We start from the raw sequence: 13,891 nt of genomic DNA, 5'->3' as shown, positions 1-13,891 counted from the left end.
TCTGTGCCATGCTTTATTTTTTAATCTGGCGCATGCTGTAACGTATGCAAAGGCTGAAAATATAAGGTGCTACTATATTGAAATTTTCCAAGTTTCGCACCCGTTATTATGTCACTTTTACAGATTATGTGGATTTTTTTTCACTTTAAACCACTGGGCGTATAACGCAGGTAAAAAGAACAGGGTTAATAGGGTCGCGACAATTAATCCGCCCATAATCGCCACAGCCATCGGGCCAAAGAAAATACTGCGAGAAAGTGGAATCATGGCCAATACTGCCGCCAAAGCGGTCAGTACAATTGGACGACAACGGCGCACCGTAGCGTTAATAATCGCGTCCCACTGCGATTCCCCAGCCCGAATATCCTGCTCAATCTGATCAATTAAAATCAAAGAATTGCGCATGATCATGCCCGATAAGGCAATGGTGCCGAGCATCGCCACAAAACCAAAGGGTTTGTTAAACAGCAACAGGAACAATACCACGCCAATAATGCCGAGCGGTGCAGTTAAAAACACGATGAATGCACGGGACATGCTACGCAGCTGAATCATCAACAAAGTCATCACCACGGCAAGGAAAAATGGCATGCCTGCATTGACTGACTTTTGCCCACGTGCCGATTCTTCAACCGTGCCACCCACTTCAATTAAATAGCCACTTGGCAACTTTTCACGCAGGGCCGCCATCGGTTCAGACAGTTCTGCCACCACCGTTGCAGGTTGCAAATTGCTACGAATATCACCACGTACGGTAATGGTCGGCAAGCGGTTACGATGCCAAATTAAGCCTTCTTCAAAACGGTATTCAATTTGTGCAATTTGCGCCAACGGCACCGATGTTCCACGTGAAGTCGGTATAGCCAAACTGCTTAAAGATGCGACATCTAGGCGCTCGGTTTGATCACCACGTAAACGGATTTCAATCAGTTCACGTTTTTCACGATACTGGTTAATAGCCGCGCCACTGATAGAGCTATTAAGGAAGTTAGCTAAATCCAGACTCGACACCCCCATTTGACGGGCACGGTCTTGATCAATCTGCAATTGAATGACTTTGCTCGGCTCACCCCAATCTAAATGCACATTGGTACTGTTTGGATTGGCACTGATGGTGGCTGCGACTTGCTGTGCCCATTGTCGCACTTGTGCCAAGTCTTCTCCTGACACGCGGAATTGCAATGGATAACCCACTGGTGGGCCATTTTCCAATAATGACACGCGAGTACGCACCTCTGGCAATAACAAGCGAATTTGTTCAGATAAATTACGGCGAATTTCATTGCGGTCTTCTAAAGACGATACCAATACCACAAATTGGGCAAAACTGGCCTGCGGTAATTGCTGATCTAAAGGCAAATAGAAACGCGGCGAACCTGTGCCAACATAGGCTACATAATTGTCGATGCCTTGTTGTTGCGCCAAGAACTTTTCAACTTTTTTAACGGCTGCTTCTGTGGCTGTTAAAGACGCACCTTCTTCAAGTTTTAAATCGACTAAAATTTCTGCCCGATTGGAAGGTGGGAAAAATTGCTGTGGTACCAATTTAAACATCGCAATTGACAGTACAAATATGCCAACTGTGATTGCAATGACGGTTTTTCGATAGCGCACACAAGTATTAACCCATCCACGAAACACTTGATAAAAGCGGGTTTGATATGGGTCGTGTAATTCACCTGCGTGCTGTAGCACAGGCTGCGGTTCAGCTTGTTTGCGTACACGCGCCCAAAGACGTTGATACCACGGCGCTCGCTGTGCATGGCGCTGAAAATCTGGCAATAATTTATCGCCCAGATAGGGTACAAACAGCACGGCAGCAAACCATGACACCACCAAAGCAATGGTCACCACTTGGAAAATTGAACGGGTATATTCCCCTGTACTTGAGGCTGCCGTGGCAATGGGTAAAAAACCTGCTGCGGTAATCAATGTCCCAGTCAGCATAGGGAAAGCAGTCGTTCGCCACGCATGACCTGCGGCTTGCAAGCGGCTATAGCCCTGCTCCATCTTAATTGCCATCATTTCAATGGCGATAATGGCATCATCCACCAACAATCCGAGGGCTAGAATAAGCGCACCAAGTGAAATCTTATGCAGCCCGACATCAAACAAATGCATACCTGCAAAAGTCATCGCCAAGACCAGTGGAATGGAAAATGCCACCACCAAACCTGTGCGAAAACCCAGTGAAAAGAAGCTGACCAGCAATACAATAATCACTGCTTCGGCCAAGACTTTCATAAACTCATTCACACTGTGTTTGACCGCAACAGGTTGATCAGACACTTTTTGCAACTGCATCCCTAAAGGCAAAGTCTTCTGCAAACGAGCAAATTCAGCTTCCAGATTTTCACCTAAAGCCAGAATGTCACCGCCTTTACGCATAGACACGGCAATGCCGATGCCATTTTCGCCCATAAAGCGCATACGTGGCTGAGCCGGCTCGCTAAACCCACGATAGACCTCGGCAACATCGCCCAGTTGAATAGTGGTGCCATTCACCAACAATGGCATTTGTTTCAGTTCATCAACACTATGCAATGCCCCGCTGACCCGCACCTGAATACGGTCAGACTCCGTTTCAAAAAAACCTGCGCTTGCCATGCTGTTTTGTTGTTGTAAGGCTTGCTGAATGGCGGTAACAGGAATGCCGAGTTGTGCGGCTTTGGTATTAGACAACTCAATCCAGATTTTTTGGTCTTGCAAACCGACCAAATTGACTTTGGCCACATCTTTGACCCGCTGCAATTGTAGTTGCAAACGGTCGGCATATTCTTTGAGGGTGGCGTAATCATAGTCTGCGCCTGTCAGCACATAAATATTACCAAAAGTGTCGCCAAATTCATCATTAAAAAATGGGCCTTGTACCCCTTGTGGCAATTCATGGCGAATGTCATTGACCTTTTTACGCACCTTATACCAGACATCTGGAATTTGGCTGGAACGCATGGAATCTTTGGCAATAAAAGTCACCATGGACTCGCCCGGACGCGAATAGGCCATGATGCGTTCATAATCGCCCGTGCTCATCAATTCTTTTTCAATACGGTCAGTGACTTGTAAGGATACCTCTTTGGCACTCGCTCCTGGCCAATAGGTTTGAATCACCATCACTTTAAAGGTAAATGGCGGATCTTCACTTTGTGCCAATTTGGAATAGGAAAAAATCCCGACAATACCCAACAGCAACATCAAGTAGACCACTAGACCTTTATTTTTCAGCGCCCATTCGGATAAGTTAAAATTCATATTTTAACGCTCCGTCTGTGTAGCAGCAGGAGCTGCCTGAGCAGTTGGATTGACTGCCTGTACAGCTTGATTGTCACGGTTAATCGGGCGGATTTTTTGTCGATCACGCAGTAAATGTACCCCACCCATCACCACATAATCTTGCGGCTGCAAGCCACTGAGTACAGGCACGCTGTCCCGTCCATAAGCGCCCAAGGTAACAGGAACTTGGCGCACGGTTGAATCCGTCTGCAAAACCAAAACAAAAGCTTGTTGCCCCGTTGCCGATACGCTTGATAAAGGTACATATAAACCCTGATTGGCTTGGCGAGTCAGAAATACCCGCGCACTTTGCCCCAATTGAATCTGTGCATTGCCTTCGCGTAAAGCCACTTTGACTTTAAAAGTACGCGACTGATCTGCCGCAGGGGAAATTTCTCGAACCTTACCTGTAAAACGGCTATCAGGTTGTGACCATAAACTGACAGTTGCCTCTTGCCCGACCCGAATATCAGCAACTGCTTGTTCAGGCACGCCAATCACGACTTCACGTTCTCCATCAATCGCCAATTGATAAGCGACCTGCCCTGCCGCTAAAACCTGCCCAACTTCAATATTGCGTTCAGTAATCACGCCATTTTTTGTGGCACGTAACTGGTTATAATCGGTTTGATTACTGCTAACCGCATAATTGGACTGCGCCTGTTTCAACTGCGCCATGGCATGTTGATACTGGTTTTTGACTGCATCATATTGCGAGCGGCTGACTGCGTTCATGGGTAACAATTGCTGAAAACGTTGCAATTCATCACTGGCAACTTTTGCAGCAGATTGCGCACTTTCGAGTTGCGCACGTGCGGCATTGAGCTGTAATGTTGCATCTTGCACATCCAGGGTTGCTAAGACTTGCCCAACCTTAACCCGATCTCCCACATCAGCAAAACGCTGTGTAACTTGCCCTGCAACCCGAAATGCCAAAGCAGTTTGCTGACGTGCTTGTACCTCGCCTGCATAGCTTTTTTGTTCTGTATGCAAACTGCTCGGTTGCGTCACCATCACTAAAGGGACTTCCTGTTCAACCTCGGTTTTTTGCTTGCTGCATCCCATTAGGGTGATACAGCACAGCAGCATCAGGCTGGCAATGGCATTCTGAATTATGTTCATCAGGTTCGCTCTTATTTAAAATTCATTTTTAGGGCAGAATACGATAGGGGCTGCTGACACTTCGTCTATGTTTGCGACGACGCATATTTTTTAGCTGATTTAAGACATGAGGTAGGAAATTTAGTCATTCTAAATGACTGGCTCATAACACAATAGCAGCAAAAATATGCTCGTCCTGAAAGGCTGTGGCTAAAACTTTCTCAGATTACGTTATGAAACTTGGCAATAGTCTCGCTATTCCCTGCGTTTCATGCCTGATCTGCTCAGTTTTAGCCTACAGCGCAAATCATTTATGAAATATCAGCAGGCCCTATATTAAATTGATTAGTTTTTAATTAATATACCACTGGGTACACTAATTAAAAACTGCAGCGTCATTTCAAGATTTACAGGTGTAAATTAGGATCAACTAGTGCAGCTTAATGTCGGACGACCAAAAGATTTAGAAAAACGCCAACGTATTTTAATGTCGGCAAAACACTTGTTTTTAAAGTTGGGCTTTCATGGTTCGAGTATGAATCAGATTGCACGTGAAGCAGGCGTGACCAAATTAACGGTCTATAATCACTTTCAAGACAAAGCCACCTTATTTTCCTGCGCCATTGAAGAAACCTGTGAAAGCCTGCTTAATGCCCAGCCCTCGCACTTAAGCGCAAATAGCGATTTTAGGCAAGCGTTATACCAAGCCTGTGAACTGTCCTTAACTTTGGTGAATATGCCTGAGGCAATTAAGCTAGAACACTTATTGATGGAACTGGCCTCTGAGCAAAATCCGTTGGCATTACAGTTTTACAATGCCTCACATGCCAAACTCAGAGCCATGTGGGAAAACTTCTTCCGCCAAGCCGTTGCATTGCAGTTTATTGAAGCAGATGCGCCCAAAACTCAAACTGAACTGATTGTGTCGCTCCTGCATGGTTTACGCCACCATGAAGTCTTACTTGGTGTAAGAGCCGTACCCAATCCAACAGAATGTCAGCACATTATTAATCACGCCATTGAAATTTTTATGCTGCGTTATGCTCTAAAAGCCTAATCTCCCACCCTGTATTTCTCTCCTAAATACTGCTGCTTGGTACTATAAGCTCAGATGCGCAAAATCCATGCAACTTTTGTAGATAGCCCGCTTGGATTGTAGATAAATCGGGGTATAGTCTTTTTAGAGTAGAAAAACACAGAACATGGAGAACAACGAATGATTCAACAAATTGATGCTCCTCTACGCGATGACGTACGCTTACTTGGGAACTTGCTGGGCGAAACCCTCAAGTTACACGCAGGACAAGATTTGTTTAATCAGGTCGAACAAATTCGAGCATTATCTAAAGGCGCACGTGATGGACAAGCCGAAGCAGAAAAACAGCTCGAACAACTATTTTTAAGCCTCGAAGATGATGAAATCTTACCGCTGACCCGTGCCTTTACCCACTTCCTGAACTTTGCCAACATTGCCGAGCAATACCATGTGGTGCGCAGCCGTCGCCAAAGCGAATTTGATGAAAATGGCGTTTCTCCAAACCCGCTAGATCACTTATTTATCAAGTTTAAAGACAACCAAATTTCTGCAGAAACACTCTTTCAACAAGTCTGCGAGCTAAAAATTGAGTTGGTTTTAACTGCGCATCCGACTGAAGTCAGCCGTCGTACCCTCATTCAAAAATATGACGATATTAATGACTGCTTGTTTAAAATGGATCAGCAAAAACTGACACCACGTGAACGTCAGGCAGTTTTGGCAGATTTAAAACAGCTGATCAGCTCGGCTTGGCAAACCGATGAAATTCGCCAACATCGCCCGACCCCTGTCGATGAAGCCAAATGGGGCTTTACCACCATCGAACAAACCCTGTGGAATGCGGTACCTAAATTCATGCGTGAATTAGACAGCATTGTGCAGGAACATTGTGGGCAAAGCCTGCCGCTGAATGTTGCGCCTGTGCGTTTTGCCTCTTGGATGGGCGGTGACCGCGATGGTAACCCGAATGTCACTCATAAAGTTACTCAAGAAGTGCTGTGGCTGTCACGCTGGAAAGCAGCAGAACTGTATTTACGTGATATTGAAAACCTGCGTTGGGAACTTTCCATTCAGCAATGCAGCCCAGAATTGGCAGATGCTTTGGGACATTTTCATGCCGAGCCGTACCGTGAATATTTACGCGACACCCGCGAACGCCTAAAAGCCACCCGCGACTGGTTAGCAGCGAAACTGCAAGGCAAAGATGCAGATGACAGTTTGGTCATCAAAAGCAAAGATGAGTTGTTACAGCCTTTATTGCTGTGTTATCGCTCGCTGACGGCTTGCCAATTATCAGACATTGCGAACGGCAAATTGTTGGATCTGATTCATCGGGTCAACTGTTTTGGTATTGAATTGCTAAAACTGGATATTCGCCAAGAGTCAGGACGTCATCGCCAAGCCATTTCTGCCATTACCGAATATTTAGGTTTGGGCAATTTTGAAACATGGACTGAACAAGCACGTCAGAACTTTTTGCTTCAAGAGCTGCAAAGCAAACGTCCGTTATTGCCAAAATTCATGCAGGAACCTGCACAAAGCCTGATTCAACATCCCGATGTGCAAGAAGTATTTGCCACCATGCGCACTCTGGCTGCACAGCCGCAGGAAAGTTTGGGTGCTTATATTATTTCCATGGCGGAATATCCAAGTGATGTGTTGGCGGTATTATTGTTGCAAAAAGAAGCAGGCATTCAGCATCCTTTACGTGTGGTGCCACTGTTTGAAACCCTGAAAGACTTGGATGGGGCTGCTCAGACCATGAATACCCTATTTAATATGCATTGGTACAAGCAGCATATTCAGGGCAAACATGAGGTGATGATTGGCTACTCAGACTCCGCCAAAGATGCAGGTTTCATGTCTGCCAACTGGGCACAGTACCGCGCGCAGGAAGAACTGACTGCGGTAGCGCAGCAACATGCTGTGCAGCTGACTTTATTCCATGGTCGTGGTGGTTCCATCAGCCGTGGCGGTGCGCCAACGCAACAAGCATTGTTCTCACAACCACCGGGTTCTATTTCAGGTGCAATCCGCGTCACCGAACAAGGTGAAATGATTCGTTTTAAATTTGGACTTGAAGGGGTTGCCTTACAAAATCTGGAAGTCTACACCGCTGCAACCTTAGAAGCGACGCTGATGCCACCACCTGTGCCGAAGGCTGAATGGCGCGAGCTCATGCATAACATGACCGAACTTTCGGTACAGGTCTACCGTCAAACTGTGCGTGAAAACCCTCATTTTGTGAAATATTTACGCACCGTTACGCCAGAGCTGGAATTGCAAATGTTGCCGCTCGGTTCACGTCCTGCAAAACGTAAAGTCAGCGGCGGAATTGAATCCTTGCGTGCCATTCCGTGGGTGTTTGCATGGACGCAAATCCGTCTGATGCTACCTGCTTGGTTAGGGACAGGCGCGGCAATTAACCAAACAATCGATCAGGGACAAAAAGCCACTTTAGATGAAATGCTTAGCGATTGGCCTTATTTCCAGACTTTAATTGATATGTTGGAAATGGTGTTGTCTAAAGCCGACAGCAATATTGCATTGTATTATGAGTCACACCTGACCGATGACGAAGACCTGAAAGAACTCGGTGAGCAACTCCGTCAACGTCTGCGTGATGCCGTGACGACTTTACTGACCCTTAAAGGTGAATCACAATTGCTCAGCAGTAATGATGTGCTCGATCAATCGATGCGGGTGCGTAAACCGTATTTATTGCCACTGCATTTGCTACAGGCAGAATTGATGAAACGTCGTCGTTTGTATTTGGCAGAACAGCATGCCGAACATACCCCTGTCGATCATGCCCTCATGGTAAGCATTGCAGGGATTGCAGCAGGCTTACGAAATACAGGTTAAGCCTCTATGAATAGCACAACAAGCAGAGTCATACTCTGCTTGTGGCTCATTCACTCACTTAAACATGATTTGGGACGGATGACTACATATTAGGCTAAGTAGAAAAAATCATAAAAAAACATGATAACTGGCATTTTTTATGATTTCTGTCTCAACTTATTTGAATTATGCTTAGATTAGACAATAAATAAGAGTTTGGACTTGCCTATGCCAGAAAGCTCTACAATGACGACTTTATTAAAGCTAAAAATTTTTAATTTTTTCAAGGGTATAAAAATCTCCTCAGTTTAAATAACATCCAAAAATCACGTGTCGTCAGTGGCTTGGTTTTTTTCTTTCATTTACTCTTTTTAGTGGTACTTTGGCTCAGTCAAAGCCAACCCCTGTTTACCCCATACATGCTGCCATGGGTATTGGGTTGTTTAATATTGTATTTGCTGATTGCCTTGGTCTTTATATGTCATCAGCTATCGTATTACTGAAAATCAGACCACACTCTATTATTTTCCAATTCTGTGTTTAGGCTTTTATAGCAGCTCACTCATGAGTATTGGCTATTTTCTGGGTCAAATGACGGTACTCACAGGCGTATTTACCATTGGCTCCATTTTTACAGGCTTATTGTTGTTTAAACGCAGCATTATCTTTTGGGGCACCATTCCCTGCTTGGTGGTATTTTACGGTGGTTCTTTGCTGACCTTGCGCAATATTATCCCCTATGCGCCCGTTTTTCAGCCCTATACGTTTACCAGTGCGGAATTCCAAAATTTCATGCTCATCAATAACTTGATTGGCAGCACCATCATTGGTGTTCTGTTGGCCATTTTATTTAATACTTTTTTGGGACGCTGGATGATTCATGAAGAACATCAGCAACAACTAATTCTGCTTGATCCACTCACCCAAACTCTCAACCGACGCGGTTTAAGCATAAAATTCAACCAACTGGTGAATCAAAAACAATTGGCGGGGCAAAACAAAGAACACATCTGCCTTGCCCTGCTCGATTTAGACTGGTTTAAGCAAGTAAATGATCGCTATGGACACGATGGAGGGGATCAGGTACTCAAGCAAATTCCAAAAATTTTGCAAAAAAATCTACGCAGTGAAGATATTATCGGACGTTTTGGTGGCGAAGAATTTATGATTATTTTCTCCAATACCTCACCGCAAATTGCCCAAAATGTACTGGAACGCTGCAGAATTGCCATTGAACAACATCGTATTGCCTATGCAGAACATGAGATTCAAATTACCGCAAGTTTTGGTTTAAGTGCCTTATATATTTATCATGCAGATCAACATGAATTAATTCAGCGTACTGATGCTGCGCTGTATAAAGCCAAGCAAAGTGGACGTAATAATGTGCAGCAAGATATTGAATCATGAATATTAATTTTGTATAAAATACAAACAAAAATCGCAGGTCATACAATTTTTTTTAAACTGCGACTATCACTAAGTGACTGCAATACATTCTTTAAATTTATAAATAAAATTACTTATTTATATTAAATGTAAATTTTATCAAATAGTAAAATTTAATCCTAAAAATAAACAGCTGATCTGTTTTCTGGCAAAATTTTTAAAAAATTTAGGCAATACAAGAGTATGATGTGCTCAATTTAGCTTTTGAGTGCTTACTTTATGTCCAATTGGTTTCCCAAATGGCGCCCTTATGAAGGCAGCATTGATGCACGTCCTGTAGGTACCAATGAGTATCTACCGCCTGCACAAACCGTTGTATTGGGGATACAACACGCATTTGCCATGTTTGGTGCCACTGTACTTGCACCTTTTTTAATGGGCTTTGATCCGAACCTTGCCATTTTAATGTCAGGGATTTGTACCATCCTGTTCTTTTTCATGACAGGTGGGCGTGTTCCAAGTTATTTAGGCTCAAGCTTTGCCTTTATTGGGGTGGTGATTGCTGCCACAGGCTATGCAGGCGCAGCAGGCGGTTTAAATGCCAATATTGGGGTTGCGGCAGGCGGGATTATTGCCTGCGGTATTTTATATGCCCTGATTGGCTTTTTGGTGATGGCTACTGGCACCCGCTGGATTGAAAAATTAATGCCACCTGTGGTGACAGGTGCGGTGGTGATGATCATTGGTTTAAACCTTGCTACTGTCACGGTCAAAGCGGTTGCAGGCAATCCATTTAATATGTGGATGGCCTTGGTGACTGTGCTATGTATGGGCATGATTGCCGTATTTACCAAAGGTTTACTGCAACGCCTCTTGCTCCTGATTGGCTTGCTCATATCGTATCTGATCTATTTTGTAGTCACCAATGTCATGGGTTGGGGGACGCCAATTAACTTCGCACCGATTCAGCAAGCCGCTTGGTTTGGCGTACCAGACTTTCATGCGCCTGTATTTGATGTGAATGCCATGCTGATTATTGCCCCAATTGCCTTCATTTTGGTGGCAGAGAACTTGGGACACATTAAAGCAGTAGGTGCCATGACTGGTGAAAACCTCGATCCACACATTGGTAAAGCCTTTGTAGCCGATGGTGTTGCCACAACCCTTGCAGGTGGTGTCGGTGCACCGGGTATGACTACCTATGGTGAAAACATTGGGGTGATGGCTGTTACCCGCGTGTATTCCACGATTATTTTTGTGGTGGCGGGGGTCTTTGCTATTTTCCTTGGCTTATCACCAAAATTTGGGGCAATCATCCATACCATTCCTACCGCCATTTTAACGGGCGCTTCGATTGTGGTATTTGGTTTGATTACCATTGCTGGCGCGAAAATCTGGATTGAAAACAAAGTCGATTTTTCTAAAAACAAAAATCTGATGGTGGCTGCCGTGACCATTATTTTAGGAACGGGTGACTTTGCGTTGCAATTGGGCAGCTTTAACTTGGGCGGGATTGGGACAGCAACTTTTGCAGCCTTGTTCCTGAACTGGTTCTTTAGTTTGCGTGATCCCTCTTAATCAGAACTTGCGGTCATTTGCTTGAACCTAAGCAAATGCCGAAACAATGCAAAAAGACCGAACAACAGTGATTGTTCGGTCTTTTTTTACCTCAAACGGTCTGTCTAGAATGAACCGTTTTTAAGAGATAATGCTTTTACTTGGCTTATTTCTGTTTTTTAAGCTCTTGCTTAAGTTGCTTCAATTTGCCTTTATGTTTTGAAATCTTTTTCAAACGTGCTTTGATTTGTTGCTTCAAAGATTTAACTTGCTTAGCCATGGTATTACTCCTTAGTAAGGCTATTCGTTGCCATTGTGTTGTTTCACAAAACTACGAATAAATTTTCTTAATTCACGAGCAGCACTAGTATCAAGTTCTTCACATAAACGAATAAATTCATCACGTTCAGTACTATTAATACGAATTAAAAGTTGTCCATCTTTCTTGCCTGTCTTTATTTTTTTGATTTGCTCGTTCATTGCTGATCTCTCCAAAATAAAGACTGCTTTGCAAAAGATGTATATACAATATATATACTTTTTAAAATAAAGCAAACTTACAATGTTAAAAAATGTAATAAAATCATATTCTTTTTTTTACCAATACTTTTTAAAAACCCAGCAAAGCCAAGACAGGCAAGGCTTTGCGCTTAAAACCACCTTCAGAAAAAATAAGCAAATTATTTTTAAAAATTATGCTTTGAATACCAAGATGGCATATAAATACGCGTTTTTACCACAAAAACGCAAAGTTTGGGCTGCGTTTGAAGCATCGCCCAAACTTAGGGATAGATCAATTAAGGACGGAATTCTTTTAATTCACGCTGAATAAAATGCTGAATCATATCGTGATACAAACGCTCGACCATGTCAGGATCGACTGCATGTTGCACAGCCAAAGTACGGACTTTTTCAATCACTTCTTTCACGCGCTGCGGTGACTGTACATCTTCCACAGTCTGTTTATGGCGCATGGCCTGATCGACATAAAACTGACGCGATGCAATCAGTTCAATTAAAGCCACATCAATTTGGTCTATTTTGTCACGTGCTTGTTGTAATGAGTTTACTTTTTCATTGTTCATGGGCTTGGGCTACACTTTCAGTTTCGGTTTCGTTTTCACTGTTCCTTAAAATGTATTCAAACATACTCAAGGACTAATTCGCACTCTGTTAATGTCTTGTTGCCAAGCGTGTAACTAGAGCCTGAGTCGGTCAGTTCCGACTTGTAGCGGTCAGTCCGTTCTTGCAATATACGCTTTACAGTTTTGTAAGGCGTATAACGACTTATCTCATTGTCGTTTAATCTTGCAAGCACGTTTCTCGCAGCATTCCAATCAGCTTGCACAACTTCCCCATTGAAACGGTGAAAACGATCTCCCTTACGTGTACCTATTAAAAGGCCATGCAAGAAAGAATCACTTTGCGAAGTATATGCAGAATTGACTAGATGCACCGTAGAACCTCTACGGTGAGATATACCTGTTAGGGCATTAGCTAACAAACCTTTAGCCCATGTATTTAAGCGTCTATTGGTGTTTTTGCCATAGTTGCGTTTACTTTGAATTGGGGATGTTAAATCTTCCGCAACAATCACTTTGGCTTTATCAACCAACTTGTGAGTTGCTGTAAATATTAATGTTTTGAGCTTTGCTTTTTGAGTATCTTGTCGCTTATCTAGTTTTTTTCGACCTAGATTATTTAACTCAATTTTCTGTTTCTTGTGTGGTTTAGCTTTAGCAATCGCTCTGAGCTTGTTTCTGTGCTTGTACTTTTGATTTAAATAATCTGATTCACTTGAGATCAGCTTGCCTAGACCACTCCCATATACATCGCCATCAGAGTCCACAAAAGCTTCTGAGTACCCTTTATCAACACCTACTGTTTCCTGACCACAATCTTGTGTTTCAACTGCATCATAGGTTGAATGAACTTCAATATTGCCATTTTTTAGAATAATTCTTAATGTGCCTTGCGGTGCAAAATCAACAGTCGTATTTAATGGGATTTTAATGGTTTGTCGAGGGATTAGGCTTGGTACTTTAAGCCAACATTGACCATTTAACTCAAAGGTTTTACACATATCCGCACGAACAATAATTTGATTATGTGTGTGATTAACACCATGCTTAAAGTGATTACGCATTTGACGATGGAGGAAATTATCAGTCATCCATTCATCTTTTTTAAGCAAGGTGTATAGTCTTTTTTGTTCATTATTACAGGAGGTGCGTTTTCGGATCGCCTGCTTTACTTTGTCTTTTGATGCTTCTCGATAGGCTTTAATATCACCCATACAGTCACGCAGGGTTTCTTTCCACGCATTTGCAGAAACACCAAAGTCACGACTTTCTTTCATCCACGCATCACGAATAGCTCTGTCACTGATATTCAAACCTGAAATAGCACCATATTTAGCCCACACCTCGCTACGAATACGACCAAGTAAAACAGCTTGTTTCTCAAGCTGTTTGTACTTTTGCACATTCAAGTTTTTACAGTGATGAATGCGTGTTAATTTCACAAAGTCATGCCTAGGTTAAGGGATTGGATAATCAATAGATATGGATGCTAATATACCAAGACACTCACCTAAAATACAAAAGATAATCATTTAAATCTCTAATAAATACCCACCTTGCCACTACTGAATCGACATAGACAAAATGAGCACTTATGCAAATATTTGTC

The 13,891-nt window shown here is 43.2% G+C and carries 10 protein-coding genes; 5 read left to right on the top strand and 5 right to left on the bottom strand.

Annotation, left to right across the window (positions count from 1 at the left end; all coding sequences use genetic code 11):
* Positions 1-117: 117 nt before the first annotated feature.
* The gene (locus tag C3Y93_RS10040; RefSeq protein WP_104852811.1) at positions 118-3,252 is read right to left on the bottom strand and encodes an efflux RND transporter permease subunit; all 3,135 of its coding nucleotides are present in this window, start codon (positions 3,250-3,252) and stop codon (positions 118-120) included.
* Between the two features lie 3 nt (positions 3,253-3,255).
* A complete protein-coding gene (locus tag C3Y93_RS10035) occupies positions 3,256-4,395 on the bottom strand; it encodes an efflux RND transporter periplasmic adaptor subunit (protein WP_104852810.1) in 1,140 nt (379 codons plus the stop codon).
* A 412-nt stretch (positions 4,396-4,807) separates the two neighbouring features.
* Between C3Y93_RS10035 and C3Y93_RS10030 the strand changes: the two genes are divergently transcribed.
* From C3Y93_RS10030 to C3Y93_RS10015, 4 genes are all read left to right on the top strand, one after another.
* Entirely contained in the window at positions 4,808-5,431 is a 624-nt protein-coding gene (locus C3Y93_RS10030) for a TetR/AcrR family transcriptional regulator (RefSeq protein WP_104852809.1), read from the top strand.
* A 159-nt stretch (positions 5,432-5,590) separates the two neighbouring features.
* Positions 5,591-8,275, top strand: coding sequence for a phosphoenolpyruvate carboxylase (gene ppc, locus C3Y93_RS10025; protein WP_104852808.1), 2,685 nt, complete (start codon positions 5,591-5,593; stop codon positions 8,273-8,275).
* 441 nt (positions 8,276-8,716) lie between these two features.
* Positions 8,717-9,664: a GGDEF domain-containing protein gene (locus C3Y93_RS10020; RefSeq protein ID WP_158660399.1), complete on the top strand. Its 948-nt coding sequence runs from the start codon at positions 8,717-8,719 to the stop codon at positions 9,662-9,664.
* 258 nt (positions 9,665-9,922) lie between these two features.
* Complete coding sequence (locus C3Y93_RS10015) at positions 9,923-11,221, top strand: solute carrier family 23 protein (protein ID WP_104852806.1); 1,299 nt, start codon at positions 9,923-9,925, stop codon at positions 11,219-11,221.
* Positions 11,222-11,500: 279 nt separating this feature from the next.
* Here C3Y93_RS10015 and C3Y93_RS10010 read toward each other — a convergent pair whose 3' ends face one another.
* Entirely contained in the window at positions 11,501-11,680 is a 180-nt protein-coding gene (locus tag C3Y93_RS10010) for a hypothetical protein (RefSeq protein ID WP_004970356.1), read from the bottom strand.
* A gap of 82 nt (positions 11,681-11,762) precedes the next feature.
* On the opposite strand from C3Y93_RS10010, the gene C3Y93_RS10005 reads away from it, so the two are divergent.
* On the top strand, positions 11,763-12,032 hold the full coding sequence (locus C3Y93_RS10005; protein WP_104852805.1) for a hypothetical protein: 270 nt from the start codon (positions 11,763-11,765) through the stop codon (positions 12,030-12,032).
* Here C3Y93_RS10005 and C3Y93_RS10000 read toward each other — a convergent pair.
* Positions 11,998-12,285 carry a chorismate mutase gene (locus tag C3Y93_RS10000; RefSeq protein ID WP_004970358.1) on the bottom strand — a complete coding sequence of 96 codons (288 nt, stop codon included), beginning with the start codon at positions 12,283-12,285 and terminating at the stop codon, positions 11,998-12,000. The genes C3Y93_RS10005 and C3Y93_RS10000 overlap by 35 nt on opposite strands.
* 56 nt (positions 12,286-12,341) lie before the next feature.
* Positions 12,342-13,724, bottom strand: a complete 1,383-nt coding sequence (locus tag C3Y93_RS09995; RefSeq protein WP_104852804.1) for an IS200/IS605 family accessory protein TnpB-related protein — start codon at positions 13,722-13,724, stop codon at positions 12,342-12,344.
* Positions 13,725-13,891 lie beyond the last annotated feature (167 nt).

Origin of the sequence: Acinetobacter sp. SWBY1 (genome assembly GCF_002946595.1) — a bacterium.
Lineage (GTDB): Bacteria > Pseudomonadota > Gammaproteobacteria > Pseudomonadales > Moraxellaceae > Acinetobacter > Acinetobacter towneri.
This window is presented reverse-complemented; position numbering and strand designations above follow the sequence as displayed.